Annotated in this window: 15 protein-coding genes; 10 read left to right on the top strand and 5 right to left on the bottom strand. The window is 67.5% G+C overall.

The window, feature by feature from the left end; genetic code table 11:
* Nucleotides 1–24: 24 nt before the first annotated feature.
* Together purM and G3A50_RS01385 are read right to left on the bottom strand one after the other, a co-directional pair.
* A complete protein-coding gene (purM, locus tag G3A50_RS01390) occupies nucleotides 25–1,104 on the bottom strand; it encodes a phosphoribosylformylglycinamidine cyclo-ligase (RefSeq protein ID WP_163073443.1) in 1,080 nt (359 codons plus the stop codon).
* Nucleotides 1,105–1,181: 77 nt separating this feature from the next.
* Nucleotides 1,182–2,327: a benzoate/H(+) symporter BenE family transporter gene (locus tag G3A50_RS01385; RefSeq protein ID WP_163073441.1), complete on the bottom strand. Its 1,146-nt coding sequence runs from the start codon at nucleotides 2,325–2,327 to the stop codon at nucleotides 1,182–1,184.
* Nucleotides 2,328–2,597: 270 nt separating this feature from the next.
* On the opposite strand from G3A50_RS01385, the gene G3A50_RS01380 reads away from it, so the two are divergent.
* From G3A50_RS01380 to ppx, 4 genes are read left to right on the top strand one after another with little or no spacing between them, the layout of a single operon-like run.
* Nucleotides 2,598–3,764 (top strand): AI-2E family transporter, encoded by a 1,167-nt coding sequence (locus G3A50_RS01380; RefSeq protein WP_163073439.1) that lies wholly within the window; start codon nucleotides 2,598–2,600, stop codon nucleotides 3,762–3,764.
* A gap of 2 nt (nucleotides 3,765–3,766) precedes the next feature.
* The gene (locus G3A50_RS01375; protein ID WP_246252013.1) at nucleotides 3,767–4,492 is read left to right on the top strand and encodes a P-loop NTPase family protein; all 726 of its coding nucleotides are present in this window, start codon (nucleotides 3,767–3,769) and stop codon (nucleotides 4,490–4,492) included.
* 18 nt (nucleotides 4,493–4,510) lie between these two features.
* Nucleotides 4,511–6,805: an RNA degradosome polyphosphate kinase gene (locus tag G3A50_RS01370; protein ID WP_210255198.1), complete on the top strand. Its 2,295-nt coding sequence runs from the start codon at nucleotides 4,511–4,513 to the stop codon at nucleotides 6,803–6,805.
* A gap of 4 nt (nucleotides 6,806–6,809) precedes the next feature.
* Nucleotides 6,810–8,333 (top strand): exopolyphosphatase, encoded by a 1,524-nt coding sequence (gene ppx, locus G3A50_RS01365; protein ID WP_163073437.1) that lies wholly within the window; start codon nucleotides 6,810–6,812, stop codon nucleotides 8,331–8,333.
* A gap of 36 nt (nucleotides 8,334–8,369) precedes the next feature.
* Here the strand turns inward: ppx and rnd are convergent, their stop codons facing one another.
* Nucleotides 8,370–9,527: a ribonuclease D gene (rnd, locus tag G3A50_RS01360; protein WP_163073436.1), complete on the bottom strand. Its 1,158-nt coding sequence runs from the start codon at nucleotides 9,525–9,527 to the stop codon at nucleotides 8,370–8,372.
* Nucleotides 9,528–9,667: 140 nt separating this feature from the next.
* Between rnd and G3A50_RS01355 the strand changes: the two genes are divergently transcribed.
* Together G3A50_RS01355 and aspS are read left to right on the top strand one after the other, a co-directional pair.
* Nucleotides 9,668–10,138 carry a DUF992 domain-containing protein gene (locus G3A50_RS01355; RefSeq protein ID WP_163073435.1) on the top strand — a complete coding sequence of 157 codons (471 nt, stop codon included), beginning with the start codon at nucleotides 9,668–9,670 and terminating at the stop codon, nucleotides 10,136–10,138.
* 418 nt (nucleotides 10,139–10,556) lie between these two features.
* Nucleotides 10,557–12,329, top strand: a complete 1,773-nt coding sequence (gene aspS, locus G3A50_RS01350) for an aspartate--tRNA ligase (RefSeq protein ID WP_163073434.1) — start codon at nucleotides 10,557–10,559, stop codon at nucleotides 12,327–12,329.
* Between the two features lie 77 nt (nucleotides 12,330–12,406).
* On the opposite strand, the gene G3A50_RS01345 is transcribed toward aspS, so the two are convergent.
* Nucleotides 12,407–14,485: a hypothetical protein gene (locus tag G3A50_RS01345; protein ID WP_210255197.1), complete on the bottom strand. Its 2,079-nt coding sequence runs from the start codon at nucleotides 14,483–14,485 to the stop codon at nucleotides 12,407–12,409.
* 183 nt (nucleotides 14,486–14,668) lie between these two features.
* Here G3A50_RS01345 and G3A50_RS01340 point away from each other — a divergent pair, with 183 nt between their 5' ends.
* The 4 genes from G3A50_RS01340 to G3A50_RS01325 all read left to right on the top strand — a co-directional run bounded on the left by G3A50_RS01340 (nucleotide 14,669) and on the right by G3A50_RS01325 (nucleotide 18,370).
* Nucleotides 14,669–16,948, top strand: a complete 2,280-nt coding sequence (locus G3A50_RS01340; protein ID WP_163073433.1) for an NADP-dependent malic enzyme — start codon at nucleotides 14,669–14,671, stop codon at nucleotides 16,946–16,948.
* A gap of 148 nt (nucleotides 16,949–17,096) precedes the next feature.
* A complete protein-coding gene (locus G3A50_RS01335) occupies nucleotides 17,097–17,420 on the top strand; it encodes a hypothetical protein (protein WP_163073432.1) in 324 nt (107 codons plus the stop codon).
* Nucleotides 17,421–17,654: 234 nt separating this feature from the next.
* Nucleotides 17,655–17,867 carry a cold-shock protein gene (locus G3A50_RS01330; RefSeq protein WP_163073431.1) on the top strand — a complete coding sequence of 71 codons (213 nt, stop codon included), beginning with the start codon at nucleotides 17,655–17,657 and terminating at the stop codon, nucleotides 17,865–17,867.
* 287 nt (nucleotides 17,868–18,154) lie between these two features.
* Nucleotides 18,155–18,370 (top strand): cold-shock protein, encoded by a 216-nt coding sequence (locus tag G3A50_RS01325; protein ID WP_163073430.1) that lies wholly within the window; start codon nucleotides 18,155–18,157, stop codon nucleotides 18,368–18,370.
* Nucleotides 18,371–18,485: 115 nt separating this feature from the next.
* Here G3A50_RS01325 and G3A50_RS01320 read toward each other — a convergent pair whose 3' ends face one another.
* Nucleotides 18,486–19,025 carry a GNAT family N-acetyltransferase gene (locus tag G3A50_RS01320; RefSeq protein WP_163073429.1) on the bottom strand — a complete coding sequence of 180 codons (540 nt, stop codon included), beginning with the start codon at nucleotides 19,023–19,025 and terminating at the stop codon, nucleotides 18,486–18,488.
* Nucleotides 19,026–19,466 lie beyond the last annotated feature (441 nt).

Raw genomic sequence — 19,466 nt, 5'->3', positions numbered from 1 at the left:
GGTGTTCTCCTGGCCGTTTCCCGCTCACAACGGCTCGCTGATCGCGAGCGTGCCGTCATAGACCGTGTGCGCCTTGCCGTCGCCCGGCTCGATGCAGCCCAGATGCACGACCTCCTCGCCGCCATCGGCGAAGGCGTCGGCAACCGTCTCGGCATCTTCCGGCGCGCAGACCACCACCATGCCGATGCCGCAGTTGAAGGCGCGCAGCATTTCCTCGCCGTCGACATTGCCGGTCTGTGCCAGCCAGCGGAACACCGGGGGAACCTTGAGCGCGGCGAGATCGATGCGCCCGATCGTGTGCTTGGGCAGCACGCGCGGCAGGTTCTCGGTGAGGCCGCCGCCGGTGATGTGGGCGAGCGCCTTGACCTTGCCGGTGGAGCGGATGGCGGACAGCGCGGACTTCACATAGAGCCGGGTTGGGGTGAGCAGGGCCTCGCCCAGCGATTTGCCCGCGGCGAAGGGCGCGGGCGCGTCCCAGGCCAGCCCCGAGCGCTCGACCACGCGGCGCACCAGCGAATAGCCGTTGGAGTGCACGCCGGAGGAGGCGAGACCCAGCAGCACGTCGCCGGCCCGCACATTGGGGGAGGGCAGCAGCTCGCCGCGCTCGACGGCGCCGACCGAGAAGCCGGCGAGATCGTAGTCGCCCTCGGCATACATGCCGGGCATTTCCGCCGTCTCGCCGCCGATGAGCGCGCAGCCCGATTCGGCGCAGGCCCGCGCGATGCCAGCGACAATGGACGCACCGACATCCGGCGCCAGCTTGCCGGTCGCGAAATAGTCGAGGAAGAACAGCGGCTCGGCGCCCTGCACGATCAGGTCGTTCACGCACATGGCGACGAGGTCGATGCCGATGGTGTCGTGACGGCCGGTTTCGATGGCGATCTTCAGCTTGGTGCCGACGCCGTCCGTGGTGGCGACGATGAGCGGATCCTTGAAGCCGGCGGCCTTCGGATCGAACACGCCGCCGAAGCCGCCGATCTCGGCGTCGGCGCCGGGACGGCGCGTCGCCTTCACCAGCGGCTTGATCAGGTCGACAAGCCGGTTGCCGGCATCAATGTCGACGCCCGCATCGCGGTAGCTCAGGCCTTTGTCGGTGTCGCTCATCTCAGCCCCCGGGGATTGCTGGCGGATTAGCCGCTTATCGCCGCCCCGGCAAGCGGGGCAGGTGTGGAGTGCCCGGTTCAGCGCCGGCCGGCATGTTCGATTCCCAGCGCCGCGAGGCCCGCCATCAGCCCCCAGAACGCCGAGCCGATGCCAAGCAGCGACACGCCGGAGGCGGTGACCGCGAGCGTCAGCACGGCGGGAAAGCGCATCGCCGTGTCGCCCATCGCGGTGCCGAGCGCGCCGACCAGCGGCCCGAGCAGGGCGAGGCCGGCGAAGGTGGCGACCAGCCCCGCCGGCAGGGCGCCGATGAGCGCCACCAGCGAGGCGCCGCCGATCGCCAGAACCAGATAGCTCAACGCATAGAACGACGTGGCCGGCCAGCGTCGGGCCGGATCGGGATGGGTATCGGGCCCGGTGCAGATCGACGCGGTGATGGCGGCGAGGTTCGAGGTAAGGGAGCCGAGCGGCGCGGTGATGAGCGAGGCGATGCCGGTAACGGCCAGGATCGACTGCGTCGGCGGGGTGTAGCCGGCGGCCTGCAGCACCGCGAAACCCGGCAGGTTCTGCGAGGCCATGGTGACGATGTAGAGCGGCACCGCGACGCCGATCAGCGCCTGCATCTCGAAACTGGGGAGAACGATCGTGATCGCGGGCATCTGCAGCGGACCGGGCAGGGGGCCGACACGCCCGAGCATGAAGGCGAGCGAGATGCCGATGACCAGCACCGCCAGCACCGCGCCGAACGGATTGATGCGGCGCGCCACCAGGAAAATGACAATGAGCGGCAGCACCAGCAGCGGATCGGCCTCGGCGGCTGTGAACACCGAGGTGCAGAAGCGGAACAGCACGCCCGCCAGCATCGCGGCCGCGATCGCCACCGGCAGGCGCTGCACCAGCGCGCCGAGCGGGCGCACCGCGGCGGTGACGAGGATCAGCGCGCCGGCGACGAGAAAGGCACCGACGGCGGTCTGTGCGGTGAGCCCGTGCGAGCCGGCAACGAGCGCGGCGCCGGGGGTCGACCAGGCGGTGATGATCGGAATGCGGTGATTCCAGCCCAGCCAGGCGCTGGTGGCGGCCATTGACAGGCACAGCCCGATGACGCCCGAGGCGGTCTGCGCCGGGGTGGCGCCCACCGCCTGCGCGGCGGCGACAATAAGGGCAAGCGTGCCCCCGAAGCCGACCAGGGCGGCGACCACGGCGGAAGTGACGACAGAGCTGCGCATGGGATTTCCGGCGGAACAGGGCAGGCGGAGAGTTCGACTTCTGGAGCCGATTCCGACTTTTGCCACGCGCGCGCCCCGCCGTCCAACCGCTCCCCCGCTTTGGCGGACGGGTAAGTCCGGAGCGGGCCTCGGGAAAATCAGCGGGGATAGCGGTGATCGGCACGGAATGTTGCACACGCGAACGTCGCCGCGCCGTCATTTTTCTGTATCTAATGGGCAGGTGACGGGGCGGAATGGGCTTCCCGCGTCGCGACAGGGAACTGACAACGCATGGCGTGGCACAAGCAGGTGATGTTCTGGCTGACGATGCTGGGTTTGTTCATCGCCGCCGCCTGGCTGCTGAGCAGCGTTCTGCTGCCCTTCGTCGCCGGCCTCGCGCTCTCCTATTTCCTCAATCCCGTGACGACGCGGCTGGAGAAATGGGGCATCAACCGGCTGGCCGCCTCGCTGGTGACGATCGCGATGACGCTTCTGCTCGCCATCATGCTGGCGCTGCTGGTGGTGCCGATCTTCGGCTCCCAGCTCGCCGCCTTCATCCAGCGGCTGCCCGACTACATCGTGCGGCTGCAGAACATGCTGACCGGCGACGGCGACCAGGCAGCCTGGCTGCGCGAATTCGTCGGCGACCGCATGCCGAGCATCCAGCAGGGGCTGAATGAACTGGTCTCGCAGGGCGCGTCCTACATTCTGACGCTGATCCAGGGGCTGTGGACCGGCGGGCAGGCGCTGATCTCGGTGTTCTCGCTGCTGGTCATCACGCCGGTGGTCGCGTTTTACATTCTCAACGACTGGAACCACATGGTGGAGAAGGTCGATTCGTGGCTGCCGCTGCACAACCGCGATGTGATCCGCGGCCTCGCCAGCCAGATGGACCGCGCCATCGCCGGCTTCGTGCGCGGGCAGTCGCTCGTGTGCCTGATCCTCGGCAGCTACTACGCCATCGGCCTCACCATGAGCGGGCTGAATTTCGGCTTCGTCATCGGCTTCGCGTCGGGGATCATCACCTTCATCCCCTATGTCGGCTCGCTCACCGGGCTGGTGCTGGCTGGCGGCGTCGCCATCGTGCAGTTCTTCCCCGACTACACGATGATCGCCGTCGTGATCGGCATCTTCGTCTTTGGCCAGTTCATCGAGGGCTACATCCTCTCGCCCAAGCTGGTGGGCGACAGCGTGGGGCTGCATCCGGTGTGGCTGATGTTCGCCCTGCTGGCCTTCGGCTATCTGCTCGGCTTCCTCGGCCTGCTGCTGGCGGTGCCGCTGGCCGCCGCCGCCGGTGTGATCGTGCGCTTCGCGATCTCGCGCTATCTAGAAAGTCCGCTCTATACCGGCGAGGACGAGGAGGAAGCGCAGGCCCATGCGGGAGGCCCCCCACGACCCGGCGGCCCCGGCAGCCGCCCGCTCGCCCCCGCATCGGCACGGCGCATGCAGGCACCTTGAACATGGCCTCACGTCAGATTCCCCTCGACCTGCCTCATGTCGAGAGCCGGGAGCGGGCTGATTTCCTTTCTGGCACCGCCAATGAGGCGGCGCTCTCGCTGATCGACGCCTGGCCGGACTGGCCCGCGCGGGCGATCGCGGTGGTCGGGCCTCCGGGCTCGGGCAAGTCGCACCTGGCCGCGCTGTTCGCCGAACGCAGCGGCGCCGCGACCGTGACCGCCTCGGCGCTCGACCTGGCGGACCTGCCCGGACTGGTGGCACGCGGCGCGGTCGTGGTGGAGGACCTCGGCAACGCCCCCATTCCTGAGGGGGCACTGTTTCACCTGCTTAATCTGGCGACCGAACACCGCGTCTGCGTGCTGGTGACGTCGCGACAGGTGCCGGCGACACTGGCGGAGGCGCTTGCCACACGCGACCTTGTCTCGCGGCTGCGTGCGATGCCGGCGGTGACGCTCGGCAGGCCCGACGACGCCCTGCTGGCGGCCGTGGCGGTCAAGCTGTTCGCCGACCGCCAGATCACGCCCGACGAGGCGCTGCTGAGCTTTCTTCTGACCCGCGTCGATCGCTCCATCGGCGCGATACGCGATGTGGTGGGCGAGCTCGACCGGGAGGCGCTGGCGCGCAAGCGCCCCTTGACACGCGCCCTCGCTTCCGAGTTGCTCCGGGGCCGCACAGAGGCGCAGGATGGCGATGACGACACGCTTTCCGATCGCTCTGCAACAACTTGACGATAGGTTAGTTTGTTCATGTCATCCAGCCGTCACGAACCCCGGCGACCTTCCGGCCGGACCCGGCGCGGCAGGCGCAAGAAGGATGGAGTGGACACTTTGGCGAATTCCGAATCGCAGCCGGCTGCCGACGCCGTGATCGAGCGTGTCGAGGACGTGCCCGCGCCTGCAGGGCTGACCGAGGACATGATGGCCTCGCCCGAGCGCTTCATCAATCGCGAGATCTCCTGGCTCGAATTCAATCGCCGCGTGCTGGAAGAGGCCGGCAACAGCGCTCATCCCTTGCTTGAGCAGCTTCGCTTCCTGTCGATCTCCGCGAACAATCTCGACGAGTTCTTCATGGTCCGCGTCGCCGGCCTGAAGGAGCAGGTGCGCGAGGGCTATGGCGGCCGCAGCCCGGACGGGCTGACACCGGCCGAGCAGCTTCCGCTTATCGGTGCCGCTTCCGCGGCACTGGCCGAGGATCAGCAGGCGCGCTGGCGTGATCTGCGTCGCCAGCTCATTGACGAAGGTGTGGTGCTGGTTGACGGTCCCGATGTGGACAAGGCCGACCGGGCCGTGCTCGACGCGTTCTTCCTCGCCCATGTCTTCCCGGTGCTGACCCCGCTCGCCATCGACCCGGCGCATCCGTTCCCGTTCATTCCCAATCTCGGCTTCTCGCTGGCGTTGCAGCTGGCGCGTATTCACGACGGGCGGCCGATGAACGCCCTGATCCGCGTGCCGGCCAAGATCGACCGCTTCGTGCGCCTGCCCGACGGCGAGAACGGCGCGCAGCGCTTCATCACGCTGGAACAGATGATCGGCCTGTTCATCGGCCGCCTGTTCCCCGGCTATCAGGTGAAGGGGCAGGGCGGCTTCCGCGTCATCCGCGACAGCGACCTCGAAGTGGAGGAAGAGGCCGAGGACCTGATGCGCCAGTTCGAGAGCGCGCTGAAGCGGCGCCGGCTCGGGCAGGTGATCCGCATGGAGGTCGACTCCTCGATGCCGGAGGAGCTGCGCGTCTTCGTGGGGCGCGAACTCGGCGTGTCCGATGACGAGATCTTCCTCGTCGACGGTGTGCTGGCGCTGAACGAGTTCAGCCAGCTGGTGGGCATCGACCGGCCGGACCTCAAGTTCAAGCCCTATAATCCCCGCTTTCCCGAGCGCATCCGCGACCACGCCGGCGACTGCTTCGCGGCGATCCGGGAGAAGGACCTCGTCGTCCATCACCCCTATGAATCCTTCGACGTCGTGGTGCAGTTCCTGCGCCAGGCGGCACGTGATCCCAATGTTGTCGCGATCAAGCAGACGCTCTACCGCACCTCCTCCGACAGCCCGATCATCAAGGCGCTGGCGGAGGCCGCGGAGGCGGGCAAGTCGGTGACGGCGCTGGTGGAGCTGAAGGCGCGGTTCGACGAGGAAGCCAACATACGCTGGGCGCGCGATCTGGAGCGGGCGGGCGTGCAGGTGGTGTTCGGCTTCCTGGAGCTGAAAACCCACGCCAAGCTCTCGCTGGTGGTGCGCCGCGAGGGCGGCACGCTGGCGAGCTACTGCCATGTCGGCACCGGCAACTACCACCCGATCACCGCGCGCATCTATACCGACCTGTCGTTCTTCACCGCCGACCCGGTGATCTGCCACGACGTGGCGCGCATCTTCAATTTCATCACCGGCTATGCCGAGCCGGCCGAGCTGGAGGCGATGTCGATCGCGCCGCTGACGCTGAAGAAGCGCATCCTCGACCATATCGACCAGGAAATCGCCTTCGCCAGGGCCGGCAAGCCGGCGGCGATCTGGCTGAAGATGAACTCGCTGGTCGACCCGATGATCATCGACGAGCTGTATCGCGCCAGTCAGGCGGGCGTGTCGGTGGATATCGTGGTGCGCGGCATCTGCTGCCTGAGACCCGGCGTGCCCGGCCTTTCCGAGAACATCCGGGTGAAGTCCATCGTCGGGCGCTTCCTTGAACATGTGCGCATCTATGCCTTCGGCGGCGGGCACGGACTGCCCCATCCCGAGGCCCCTCTGTACATTTCCTCAGCCGACCTGATGCCGCGCAATCTCGACCGCCGCGTCGAGGCGCTGTGCCCGATTACCAACCCGACGGTGCACATGCAGATCCTCGACCAGATCATGGTCGCCAACCTGCAGGACAACCAGCAGAGCTGGCGCGTGTTGCCCGATGGCAGTTCGCAACGCATAGTGCCGGCAGAGGGCGAGGAAAAATTCAACGCCCAGCAGTATTTCATGACCAATCCGAGTCTGTCCGGACGTGGCAAGTCGCTCAAAGAATCGTCTCCTCGCAACCTTGTCCGCCGTCGCGATCGCGCGTGATCGCATGACGGACGTGCAAGGCGAGGGGGCTCCCTCCACGTGCCTGGTGACCGGTGCGCCGGTCGCCGTCATCGACATCGGCTCCAACTCGGTCCGCCTGGTCGTCTATGAGCGGCTGACCCGCTCGCCGACGCCGATCTTCAACGAGAAGGCCTCGTGTGGCCTCGGCCGTGAGGTTGCCACCACGGGGCAGCTGAACGCCGAGGCGGTGGAAAAGGCGCTCACCACGCTGCGCCGCTTCCGCGTGCTGTGCGACCGCATGGGCGTCGGCCGGCTCTTCGTGCTGGCCACCGCGGCGGCGCGCGATGCCAGCAATGGCCCCGAATTCGTGAAGGCCTGCGCCGACATCTGCCGCACCGAGGTGGAGCTGCTGTCGGGCAAGCGCGAGGCGCAGCTTTCCGCGCTTGGCGTGCTGTCCGGCGTGCACCGGGCCAATGGACTGGTCGGGGACCTGGGCGGGGGCTCGCTGGAGCTGGCGGACCTGCACGGCCACCGCATCGGTTCCGGCGTCACCTTCCCACTGGGCGGTCTCGCGCTTCAGGACACCTCCGGGCGTTCGCTGAAGAAGGCGGAAAAGATCGTCAAGGACACGCTCGCCAAGGAGCCGCATCTCGAACACCTGAAGGGGCGGACCTTCTATGCGGTGGGCGGCACCTGGCGCGCGGTGGCGCGGCTGCACATGTTCCAGCGGGGCTATCCGCTGCATGTGATGCACGGCTATGTGATTCCCGCCAAAGAGGCGTTGGAGTTCGTGCGCCTGGTGCGCAGGGTGCCGATCGAGACGCTGTCGCGCATCGACACCGTCTCGGCCATGCGCCGGCCGCTGCTGGCCTATGGCGCCGTGGTGCTGGAGAACATCATCCGCATCGGCAAGCCCTCCTCGATCTACATTTCCGCGCAGGGCGTGCGCGAGGGGCTGCTCTACGAGCTGCTTGGCGACGAGGAGCAGCAGGCCGACCCACTGATCACCGCCACCGCCGAGCTGAACGAGATCCGCTCGCGCTCCCCCCGTCATGGCTGGGAGCTGATCGAGTGGACCGACCGGTTCATGGCGTCCTCCGGGATCGACGAGAACCTGGAAGAAAAGCGCCTGCGCCACGCCGCCTGCCTGCTGGCCGATATCGGCTGGCGGGCGCATCCCGATTATCGCGGGGAGCAGAGCCTCAACCTGATCGCCCACGCCGCGTTCATCGGCCTGGACCATCCCGGCCGCGCCTTTCTCGCGCTGGCGATCTACTACCGGCACATGGGGCTGGTGGACGAGGACCTGTCGCCGCGCATTCGCGAGCTGGTCTCGGCGCGGCTGCTGGACCGGGCTCGCATTCTCGGCGCGGCGATGCGGGTCGGCTATATCCTCTCGGCGGCAATGCCGGGCACGTTGCCGATCTCGCCGCTGACGGTGACCCGCGGCAAGCTGGTGCTTCAGCTCAAGGGCGAACTCGCCCCGCTGGGCAATGACCGCCTGCTGAACCGCCTGCGCGCGCTCGCCCGCCAGATCGGCCGCGAGCCGATGCTGGTGACGGAGTGAACAGGCCGGCGCGTTGAGGGTCCCGGCGCGGAGCCGCTAGTCCCCCGGCCGGTCCAGTGCGATGACGCGGCCTTTCTGCATGGCCAGGGCCAGGCGGCCGGCCTTGAGTGCCAGGGCGCGCTCGCCGAACAGTTCGCGGCGCCAGCCGCGCAGGGCCGCGATGTCCGGCTCCTCGTCGGAGGCGATGCGCTCCAGGTCGTCCACGGTGGCGAGGACCTTGGCGGCGACGCCATGCTGCTCGGAGGTCATGCGCAGCAGCACCTTCAGCAACTCGACCGTGGCCGAGGCGCCGTTGGACAGCGGCCGGTCGCGCTCGATGCGCGGCAGGGTGCGCGGGTCGCGCTCAAGCCCGGCCTTGACCGCCTCGATGATCTGCTCGCCCGAGCGCGAGCGCTCGAACCCCTTGGGAATGGAGCGGAGCTGGGCGAGGCGCTCGACGGTGGCGGGGTGCTGCGAGGCGATCTCGCCGATCACGTCGTCCTTGAGGATGCGGGAGCGGGGAATGTCGCGCGCCTGCGCCTCGCGTTCGCGCCAGGCGGCAACCTCCATCAGCACGGCGAGGTCCTTGGGCTTGCGCGCGCGGGTGCGCAGCCGTTCCCAGGCGCGCGCGGGCTCCTGCCGGTAGGTGTCCGGCGAGGTGAGCACCGCCATCTCCTCGCCGACCCAGTCGGCGCGGCCGCGCTTGTCGAGATCCGCTTCCAGCTTGAGGAAGACGTCGCGCAGGTGGGTCACGTCCGCCTCGGCATAGGCGATCTGCGCCACGGAGAGCGGGCGGCGCGACCAGTCCGTGAAGCGCAGCGACTTGTCGAGCACATGGCCGGTGAGGCGCTGCACCAATTGGTCGTAGGAGATGGAATCGCCATGCCCGAGCACCATGGCGGCGACCTGGGTGTCGAACACCGGATGGGGGATGATGCCGGCGAGATGCCAGATGATTTCGATGTCCTGCCTTCCGGCATGGAACACTTTCAGCACGTCGACGTTCGACATGAGGGTGAAGAAGGGGGCGAGGTCCATGCCATCGGCCAGCGCATCGATCACGACGGCCTCATCCGGGCTGGCGAGCTGGATCACGCACAGCTTGGGCCAGAACGTGGTCTCGCGCAGAAACTCGGTGTCGATGGTAATGAATCGATGGCCTGCAAGACGCTCGCAGGCCGCGGCAAGTTCGTCGGTGGTCGTGATCATGTCCATATTCGACTTCTCATAACGCAGTCGCGCGCGGGAGACGACACGGAATCGTGCGTACTGGTGCAGCAAGCATTAACCATGTGACACTAACTTGCATAACGTTCTGGAGTGCCGGCCATCGCCGGCCGATGGAGGGAACTACCATGAAGATGACGATTTTCGCGCTCGCCGCCGCCACGCTGGTGGGCGCGCTGACGCCCGCCGCGGCCGCGGACCGCGTAAAGGTCGGCGTGCTGGTCTGCAATGCTGGCTCCAGCATCGGCATGATCATCGAATCCAAGCAGGAGCTTAAGTGCACCTACACGCCGTCCGACAATAGCGCCACGCAGCACTATGCCGGCTCCATCAAGAACATCGGTCTCGATCTCGGCGTCACCGGCGGCGGCGTGATGACCTGGGGCGTGCTGGCGGTCGACAAGGGTATCGAGGCTGGCTCGCTGGCCGGTGAATACAAGGGCGTGTCCGGCAACGTGGCGCTCGGCGTCGGCGTCGGCGCCAACATTCTGGTCGGCGGCAAGAATTCCTATGCGCTGAACCCGGTTTCGGTGGAAGGCAATGTGGGCGCTTCACTCGCGCTCGGCGTCTCCGGCCTGAGCCTGCGCTACGTGCCGTGAGTTCTTCGGCGGCCGGGCCTCGTGGTCCGGTCGCCGCCATCGCCCGTCACCGCCCGCCATGCCGGCCGTCCGCTCTCCATGGTCAAGGCATGCCCCTTTGCCGGTGGCTATGATGGGCCATCGACTGCCACCGCCGGCTGCTGGCGGTGGCGCTGGCCGGGCTGGAGCGGCAGTTCCGTCGGCGTTTCATTGGACGGACCTCCACGCGCTCGGCGCGCCGGGCGTAGCGGCATTCACCTTGCCTGCCGTCCTCGTCGAAAACGGGCCGGACGCCGGCGTCACGCCCGGTTGTGACCCCCTTGGACATTGACAAACGGCCTGCCTGCATGCACCCCTCCGCGCGCCCAAAGGGCGGCCCCCGGAGGGGTGCTTTCGTTTGTCCGCCGCTTTCGGCGGAACCAAGACCTGGGATGACACTATGCACCGCTATCGCACGCACACCTGCGGAGCCCTTCGCGCGAGCGATGTTGGCGAGACCGCCCGGCTTTCGGGATGGTGTCACCGCATCCGTGACCATGGTGGCGTGCTGTTCATCGACCTTCGCGACCATTACGGCCTGACCCAGGTCGTCATCGACCCCGATAGCCCGGCCTTCAAGCAGGCCGAGACCGTGCGCGCCGAATGGGTGATCCGCGTCGATGGCCGCGTGCGCGCGCGCCCTGCCGGCACCGAGAACCCGGAGCTGCCGACGGGCCAGATCGAGATGTACTGCACCGAGATGGAAGTGCTCGGCCCCTCCGCCGAGCTGCCGCTGCCGGTGTTCGGCGATGTGGAGTACCCGGAGGAGACGCGGCTGCGCTACCGCTTCCTCGACCTGCGCCGCGAGAAGCTGCACAAGAACATCATGATGCGCGGCGCCATCATCGACGCCATGCGCTCGAAGATGAAGGGGCAGGGCTTCTTCGAGTTCCAGACCCCGATCCTCACCGCGTCCTCGCCGGAGGGCGCGCGCGACTTCCTGGTGCCGAGCCGTATCCATGCCGGCAAGTTCTACGCCCTGCCGCAGGCGCCCCAGCAGTACAAGCAGCTGATCATGATGAGCGGCTTCGACCGCTACTTCCAGATCGCGCCCTGCTTCCGCGACGAGGACCCGCGCGCCGACCGCCTGCCGGGCGAGTTCTACCAGCTCGACCTGGAAATGAGCTTCGTCGAGCAGGAAGACGTCTTCCAGGCCGTGGAGCCGGTGATCACCGGCGTGTTCGAGCAGTTTGCCGACGGCAAGCCGGTGACCAAGAACTGGCCGCGCATTCCCTATGCGGAATCGATGCGCAAATACGGCACCGACAAGCCGGACCTGCGCAACCCGCTGGAAATGCAGGACGTTTCCGAGCATTTCCGCGGCTCCGGCTTCAAGGTGTTCGCGCGCATGCTCGAAGACCCCAAGAACCAGGTGTGGGCGATCCCCGGCCCGACCGGTGGCTCACGCGCCTTCTGCGACCGCATGAACTCGTGGGCGCAGGGCGAGGGCCAGCCGGGTCTGGGCTACATCATGTGGCGCGAGGGCAATGAGGGCGCCGGCCCGCTTGCCAACAATATCGGCCCCGAGCGCACCGAGGCGATCCGCGCGCAGCTTGGGCTGGGTGCGGGCGACGCCGCGTTCTTTGTCGCCGGCAATCCGGAGAAGTTCGTCAAGTTCGCGGGAGCCGCGCGTACCAAGGTGGGCGAGGAGCTGAAGCTGGTCGATTTCGACCGCTACGAGCTGGCCTGGATCGTCGACTTCCCGTTCTACGAATGGTCGGAAGAGGACAAGAAGGTCGACTTCTCCCACAACCCGTTCTCCATGCCGCAGGGCGGGCTTGAGGCGCTAAACGGGCAGGATCCGCTGACCATCAAGGCGTTCCAGTACGACATCGCCTGCAACGGCTACGAGATCGCGTCGGGCGGCATCCGCAACCACCGTCCCGAGGCGATGGTGAAGGCGTTCGAGATCGCCGGCTATGATGAAGCGACCGTGCAGGAGCGCTTCGGCGGCCTCTACCGCGCGTTCCAGTACGGCGCCCCGCCCCATGGCGGCATGGCGGCGGGTGTGGACCGCATCGTGATGCTGCTGTGCGGCACCACGAATTTGCGCGAGATCTCGATCTTCCCGATGAACCAGCAGGCGCAGGACATTCTGATGGGGGCGCCGAACGAGGCGAGCCCGAAGCAGCTGCGCGAGCTGCACATCCGCACCAACCTCCCGGAAAAGTAGGCGCCGCGCGCCCCCGGCACAGGCACCAGCGACAGGAAGCCGCCCTTCGGGGCGGCTTCTTCGTTTGCGCGGTGGGGTCAGGGACGCAGGGGCATCGGCGCGCCCGGCGCGGAATTCTGGGCGCCGGGCGGCGGCGTGAACGGGCCACCGGGCGGGCTGAGGGGCTCCATGACCGCGAAATCGAGCTCGTCGACCAGCCGCAGCGGGTCGTCGCCCTCCAGCGCCTCCATCACCATCATGATCGGCAGCGTCTCCTGGCGCGGGGTGACGCGCAGCGCCAGCGTGCTCATCGGGTGCTGGATGAAGCCGATGAAGGCCTGAACCGCCGGTTCCAGCTCCGGCCGGTCGGAAACCGCCTGCGACAGCAGCAGTTCCGCGAAGCCGGCGAAGAGCTGGCGGATCGAATCCGGGTCCAGCTTCTGCTGGCGCGCGGCTTCGTCGAGCTTGCGCTCATAGATGCCTGAATCGCGGACGGTCATCTCCAGCAGGCGGAGATTGGCCATGAGCAGGCCCGCCATCGCCTCGTCCGGCTGGGCCGAGAAGACGCTTTCGTCGACATCGCTCAGCTCGACCTTCGCTGCGAGCGAGAAGGCGTCGGAGACCTCGATATAGAGCGGGGCCAGCGTGACGCTGGCTTCGTCCTCGTCCCACGCGCCGGCCAGATCGACGGCCACGCTGGCGCGCTTCATGCCGTCGGGCACCAGCGCGAAGGCGGGCTTGTCGTTCTTGATCGCCGAGGTCGGGCCCGACATGCGCAGGCTGGCCGCCACCCGCGTGGGCAGCGTGTCGGGCTCGCCCTCGAAGGAAAGCGCGAGCCGGTCGATGTCGATCGGGTTGCCCTTCTCGCCCGAGGGGGTCTGGGCGCCGGTCAGCTCCACCGCGCCGATCAGGCCGGTAAGGCGCATGAACCAGGAAAGCCCGGCGCGGCTGTCGGGATCCTCGAGGCTGTCGGCGGCCAGTTCCATCACCGCGCCGGGCCGCAGCCGGGCGAGGGACAGGCGGGTGAAGCCCAGCGGTGCGCCGTCGCCATCCGTGCCCTTGAAGTCGTCGAGGGTGATCCCCTCCAGCAGCCCGTCGGTCAGCGGCCCGGCCTTCAGCGAGGCCAGCGTGCCGGTGCCGCCATCGGGCTGGGTCGAGGTGAGGCCGGTGAAGGTGATCGCGCCGATGCGCAGCCCGTCATAGAGCGTGGCCACCGCGCGCAGCAGGTCGGCGGCATCCTCGTCCGGCAGCGCTTCGCCGGCGGCGGCGTAGTCGCGTGCCTTGAGGCTGGCGGCCGCGATGTCCTCGGCCGCGATCAGGGCGGGCTTGATCGCGACGCCGGTGATCTCCATCCGCTTCCAGCCCTGAAGGATGCCGGCGGGCGTGCTGACCTCGTAGCCGTCGATGCTGATGGAGCCATAGACGGTGCGGAATTCCTGCTCCGCCAGCCGCCGCTCCGGGTCGAACAGGATGAGCATCGCCGCGACATCGATGCTCGCGGCGTCGATACGCCCGAGCGTGCCGTTGGCGCTGGTGTCGGCACCGCTGATGGTGAAGTGCGAGGGCTCGACGCTGGCGCGGGCGATGTGCCCGTCGGCGAACTGCTCCAGAGTGGCCGCGCCGTGCACGACCTGGGTCTCGACCCGCGCGGCCTCCGCGCCGGACCACGTCGTCGTGGTCGACTGGGGAACGTGCACGCGCGCGGCCTTGGCCGCCTCGACGAAGGCCAGCGCAATCTGCGAGGGCAGGGCGTCGGGCGAGGTGACCTCCACCGGGGCCTCGAAACCGTCGATCTCGATGCTGGGCGCACGGAAGCTGGCCTCCGTCGCCGGCGACAGCGGCAGCGGGCCGTCAAACGCGACGTCCGTCAGCTCGACGCGCTTGGCCGCGATCTGCGAGGCGGAGGGCTGGTCCAGCCCGAAGGCGATGAACGAGCCGACCTTGAGCGTGCCCTGGCCGGCGGCGGCAAAGGACACCTGCCCGATTTCGAACCGGCCGTCGAAGACGTCGTAGCTGACCGGGCCGTGGGTGGCCTCGATGCCGACAGCCTTCAATTCGCCGAACAGATCCTCAACCTGACTCTGCGCGACATGGGCGACATAGGTCTTGAAGCCCAGATATCCGCCGATGACGACGACCGGCAGGGCGATGATGGTAACGAGGAATGACTTGCGCATGCGGCACTGACCTGAGATGGACGGTTTCGACTCGGTTCCGATCGGGTCCGGCCGGGCAGAAGCTTAAACGAACCGCCCAAAGGCGGGCATTACAAATTCGGATTCTGGGTGTACCGCAAGTGCGGAAGTTCGTATGTGAACAACCCCTCTGCTTTGCCGTCAGTTCCGGGGGAAGGAAACGCAATGGCCTCGTATATTTCGGACGATCTGCGCTCTGGCGCGATGGTTTATCACCGCCTGCCGCGCCCCGGTAAGCTGGAGATCCAGGCGACCAAGCCGCTGGCGAACCAGCGCGACCTGGCGCTCGCCTACACCCCCGGGGTCGCCGCGGTCTGCGAGGCGATCGCTGCCGACAAGAATCTCGTCGCGGAACTGACCGCCCGGCAGAACCTCGTCGCCGTGGTCTCGAACGGCACCGCGGTGCTCGGCCTCGGCAATATCGGGCCGGAAGCCTCCAAGCCGGTGATGGAGGGCAAGGCGGTCCTCTTCAAGAAATTTGCCGGCATCGACGTGTTCGATATCGAGATCAACGCGCTTGAGGTCGACCATGTGGTCACCGTCGTCGCCGCGCTGGAGCCGACCTTCGGCGGGATCAACCTTGAGGACATCAAGGCACCCGAGTGCTTCGAGATCGAGAAGCAGCTGCGCGGCAAGATGAACATTCCGGTGTTCCACGACGACCAGCACGGCACCGCGATCATCGTGGCGGCGGCGATCGTCAATTCTCTGCATATCGGCGGCAAGAAGCTGGAGGACGTGAAGATCGTCACCTCCGGCGCCGGTGCCGCCGCGATCGCGACGCTGAACCTGCTCGTCACCATGGGCGCGCGGCGCGAGAATATCTGGGTCACCGATATCGAAGGCGTGGTCTATGAAGGCCGCGAGGCGCTGATGGACCCCTATAAGGGGGTGTTCGCGCAGAAGACCGACGCACGCACGCTCGCCGAGGTGATCGTGGGCGCCGACATCATGGTCGGGCTTTCCGCCGGCGGCGTGCTGAAGCCGGAAATGCTCAAGACCATGAATGAGCGCCCGCTGATCATGGCGCTGGCCAACCCGACCCCGGAGATCATGCCCGACCTCGCCCGCGAGGCGCGCCCCGACGCGATGATCTGCACCGGCCGCTCGGACTTCCCGAACCAGGTCAATAATGTCCTGTGCTTCCCCTTCATCTTCCGTGGCGCGCTGGATGCGGGGGCGACCACGATCAATGAAGAGATGAAGATCGCGGCGGTGCACGCCATTGCCGAGCTGGCGCGCGAGACGCCCTCCGATGTGGTGGCGCGCGCCTATGGCGGCGAGACGCCGGTGTTCGGCGCGACGTCGCTGATTCCCTCGCCCTTCGATCCGCGCCTGATCCTGCGCGTGGCGCCGGCGGTGGCGAAGGCGGCGATGGATTCGGGCGTTGCCAAGCGCCCGATCGCCGATTTCGACGTCTATCGCGAGGAGCTGGACCGCTTCGTGTTCCGCTCCGGCCTGGTGATGAAGCCGATCTTCACCCTCGCCAAGCAGTCGCCCAAGCGGGTGATCTACGCCGAGGGCGAGGACGAGCGCATCCTGCGGGCGGCGCAGGTCGTGGTGGAGGAGGGCATTGCCCGCCCGATCCTGATCGGCCGTCCCTCGGTGGTGGATACGCGTCTGGAGCGCTTCGGCCTTTCGATCCGGCCGGGTGTCGACTTCGACCTCATCAACCCGGAAGACGACCCGCGCTACCGCGACTACGTGCAGACCTATGTCGAGCTGGCGGGCCGTCGCGGCGTGACGCCGGAACTGGCGCGCACGCTGGTGCGCACCACGCCGACCGTGATCGCCGCGCTGGCGGTGGTGCGCGGGGACGCCGACACCATGCTCTGCGGCGTGGAGGGCCGGTTCATCCGCCACCTGCGCCATATCCGCACCATCATCGGCCTGGCGCCGGGGGTGCGCGACGTCGCCGCGCTGTCGATGCTGCTGACGCAGAAGGGTGCGTTCTTCCTGTGCGACACCCAGGTCACGCCCGAGCCCTCGGCCGACGATCTCGCCGAAATGGCCCAGCTCGCCGCCGCCCATGTGCGCCGCTTCGGCATCGAGCCGCGCGTGGCGCTGCTGTCGCATTCCGACTTCGGCAGCCGCGACGACCAGAGCGCCACCAAGATGCGCCGTACGCTCGACCTCATTCTTGAGCGTTCGCCGGGGCTGATGGTCGATGGCGAGATGGAAGGCGACAGCGCGCTGATGCAGGAGATGCGCGATCGCGTGATGCCCGGCAGCCGGCTGCAGGGGGTCGCCAACATCCTGGTGATGCCCAATCTCGACGCCGCCAACATCAGCTACCAGATGGTGAAGGTGTTCGGCGACGCGCTGCCGGTCGGGCCGATCCTGCTCGGCACGGGGCGGCCCGCGCATGTGCTGACCCCTTCGGTGACCGCGCGCGGCGTGGTCAACATGACGGCGATCGCGGTGGTCGAGGCGCAGGGCTGCTGAGCCCGGCGCCCCCACGGCCACCCACGAAGTGTTGATCCGGCGGATCGACCAGAACGCGGCACATGCAGGCATGTGCCGCGTTGCCTTCGATTGAATGCTGCTGTGGGATCCGGGCCGCGACGCATCGCGGACCCTTATGAAGGCTGCGATGCTCGATGTCCGAAAACTGCTTCGCCTGAGCGGCGTTGCCGCCCTTGGCGGCCTCCTCGCTCTTTCGTCCGTCGCGCCCGCCTCCGCCCGCAACGACACGGCGCGCGGCGCCGCGATCGGCGGCGTCACCGGCGCGGTGATCGGGGGCGTGGTGACCGGCACCACCGGCGGCGCGGTCGCAGGCGGGCTGATCGGGGCGGGAACGGGGGCGGCGGTCGGCGCCAGTCGCTCGCGCAACAACTACTACTGGCGCAACGGGCGTTGCTACAGCCGCTATTCGAATGGCAACCGCGTAAGGGTCGACAACCGGCACTGCCGCTGACGCCGGTGCCGGGATCCGTGGGCGCTTCCGCGCGGCGTGATTCCTCGCTGTTTGTTCGGATTGTGGCGAAATCCGCCGCGTAAAAGACACAATTCTGACCAATCTCTGAGTGACCCGAATGTGGCTGAATGGCTGACGTCCACTGGGCGGACAGCTCTTTTTGCTGCACTCGGCCAAGATCGGCGGGGGGCATGAGCCTGCCCGACTGTTACATCTGGTCCTCAAGGTTCTGACATGGCTGATACCGGTACCGTCAAGTGGTTCAACGAGCAGAAGGGCTACGGCTTCATCCAGCCCGATAGTGGCGGCAAGGACGTGTTCGTCCACATCAGCGCGGTTCAGCGCTCGGGTCTTCAGGGCCTGCGCGACGGCGAGAAGGTTTCCTTCGAGCTGCAGACCGACCAGCGCTCCGGCAAGACCTCGGCGGTTGATCTGCGCCCGCTCTGAGCGGCGCTTCGACTGCCGGTTGCCGGTCCTGGTCTGTTTAGAGCGAGTGCAATGTCCATTTCCCTTCTGGGGAATGGCGGATTTGTGCTGGGAGGCGCCGGTTTATACCTTTGGCGCCTCTTGCAAAGGCGGCTATTCGCGCTAGTCTCCCGGCTAGACTTTGGCTGGACTCTGGGCCGCTTCACCTTGCTCACGCGGGGTGCACGTTCAGCTTTTCTTCCAAATTCGACCCAGCAGCGGGAGTGCGCTCCCGTGAATATGCAACCTCGATACGCGAGACTACGCTTATGTCTACCGAGACCGGCACCGTGAAGTGGTTCAACGACCAGAAGGGCTACGGCTTCATCCAGCCCGATGGCGCGGGCAAGGACGTGTTCGTCCATATCAGTGCAGTGCAGCGCTCCGGCCTTCAGGGTCTGCGCGATGGCGAGAAGGTTTCCTTCGAGCTGCAGACCGACCAGCGTTCGGGCAAGACCTCCGCGGTCAACCTGCGCGTGGGCTGATACCTTCTGACCGGAGCGCCGTCGGTCGGACTTTCTTCGGTGCTGCGGACATCAGCAATAGGAAAGCCGCCGGTCCCCCTGGGGCCGGCGGCTTTTTCCTGTCTGGAGCGCCGGTTCAGCCGGCGCCCGATGGACGCGGGCGTTCCAGCAGCGTGACCTCATTGCCGTTGTAGAGGGTGTCGGCGAAGGGGACGAAGCCCAGCTTGCCGGCGACATGCAGCGAGGCGGCGTGCTCGGACTGGATCATGCAGGTGATGCGCGTACCGGCGTGGTGCGTATCCGCCCAGCCAAGCGCGACGCGCACCGCTTCCTCCGCGAGACCTTTTCCCTGCGCCGCGCCCACCAGCACCCAGCCGGTCTCCATCGTGCCTTCGAGCGAGGGGACGATCGCCCGGCGCAGATCGTGGAACCCGACCTCACCGATGAGGACGCCGCTGGCACGGTCCTCGACGACGAAGCCGCCGAAGCCGAGATGGTGCCACAACCCGAACTGCCGCAGGAACCGCGCCCACGCCACCTCGCGCGACAGCGGTGCCCCACCGATGAACCGCACCACGCCGGGCTCGCTCCACATCGCGGCATAGGCATCGAAATCGGCGAGGGTGTAGCTGCGGAGGATCAGGCGCGGGGTGGTCAGCGTGGGGATGAGGGGCATGGGGCTTCACGAGGATGTCGGGTTTGGTTGTCTCAGGCGGACGTCTGGATCACGCGGACTTTGGCTTCAAGCCGATCGGGTGTCGAGCCGCGCCGGCGTCAGCTCCGCCCCCGCCCCTGAAGGGCGCCGAGCGAGCGATGCGTGGCCCGTCGAACCTGTATTCCTTCAGCGCGCCGCCGGACAGAGGGGCCAGACCAGATGCCGGCGGGAGAGCCGGGATCGGCCCCCTCATCGAGTAGATCGAGCCGTTGCGGTGGTCGCTTTCGACGGATCCAGGCCGTGCTCGAAGGCAATACCGTCCCAATGGCACCCGTCGTCAGAGGTCCGGCATCGGCTTGCGACAGCCGGGCGCGTGGCCGCGAGCCGTATATCCGAACGTCTCGTCGGGTGGATGGCAACTCTCTCCAAAGCAAAACGGCCGGGACATGCCCGGCCGCTCTG

This window comes from Ancylobacter pratisalsi (genome assembly GCF_010669125.1).
GTDB lineage: Bacteria > Pseudomonadota > Alphaproteobacteria > Rhizobiales > Xanthobacteraceae > Ancylobacter > Ancylobacter pratisalsi.
Note: the sequence above shows the minus strand (reverse complement) of the source record. Positions and strands in the feature narration are given on the sequence as shown.

Excerpts from the sequence above, each read along its gene's own strand:
- G3A50_RS01335 (WP_163073432.1), top strand. The coding sequence starts at position 17,097 with ATGCTCGATGTCCGAAAACTGCTTCGCCTGAGCGGCGTTGCCGCCCTT.
- G3A50_RS01375 (WP_246252013.1), top strand. The coding sequence starts at position 3,767 with ATGGCCTCACGTCAGATTCCCCTCGACCTGCCTCATGTCGAGAGCCGG.
- G3A50_RS01340 (WP_163073433.1), top strand. The coding sequence starts at position 14,669 with ATGGCCTCGTATATTTCGGACGATCTGCGCTCTGGCGCGATGGTTTAT.
- G3A50_RS01385 (WP_163073441.1), bottom strand. The coding sequence starts at position 2,327 with ATGCGCAGCTCTGTCGTCACTTCCGCCGTGGTCGCCGCCCTGGTCGGC.
- rnd (WP_163073436.1), bottom strand. The coding sequence starts at position 9,527 with ATGGACATGATCACGACCACCGACGAACTTGCCGCGGCCTGCGAGCGT.
- G3A50_RS01370 (WP_210255198.1), top strand. The coding sequence starts at position 4,511 with ATGTCATCCAGCCGTCACGAACCCCGGCGACCTTCCGGCCGGACCCGG.
- purM (WP_163073443.1), bottom strand. The coding sequence starts at position 1,104 with ATGAGCGACACCGACAAAGGCCTGAGCTACCGCGATGCGGGCGTCGAC.
- G3A50_RS01345 (WP_210255197.1), bottom strand. The coding sequence starts at position 14,485 with ATGCGCAAGTCATTCCTCGTTACCATCATCGCCCTGCCGGTCGTCGTC.
- G3A50_RS01355 (WP_163073435.1), top strand. The coding sequence starts at position 9,668 with ATGAAGATGACGATTTTCGCGCTCGCCGCCGCCACGCTGGTGGGCGCG.
- ppx (WP_163073437.1), top strand. The coding sequence starts at position 6,810 with ATGACGGACGTGCAAGGCGAGGGGGCTCCCTCCACGTGCCTGGTGACC.
- G3A50_RS01380 (WP_163073439.1), top strand. The coding sequence starts at position 2,598 with ATGGCGTGGCACAAGCAGGTGATGTTCTGGCTGACGATGCTGGGTTTG.
- G3A50_RS01320 (WP_163073429.1), bottom strand. The coding sequence starts at position 19,025 with ATGCCCCTCATCCCCACGCTGACCACCCCGCGCCTGATCCTCCGCAGC.
- G3A50_RS01325 (WP_163073430.1), top strand. The coding sequence starts at position 18,155 with ATGTCTACCGAGACCGGCACCGTGAAGTGGTTCAACGACCAGAAGGGC.
- aspS (WP_163073434.1), top strand. The coding sequence starts at position 10,557 with ATGCACCGCTATCGCACGCACACCTGCGGAGCCCTTCGCGCGAGCGAT.
- G3A50_RS01330 (WP_163073431.1), top strand. The coding sequence starts at position 17,655 with ATGGCTGATACCGGTACCGTCAAGTGGTTCAACGAGCAGAAGGGCTAC.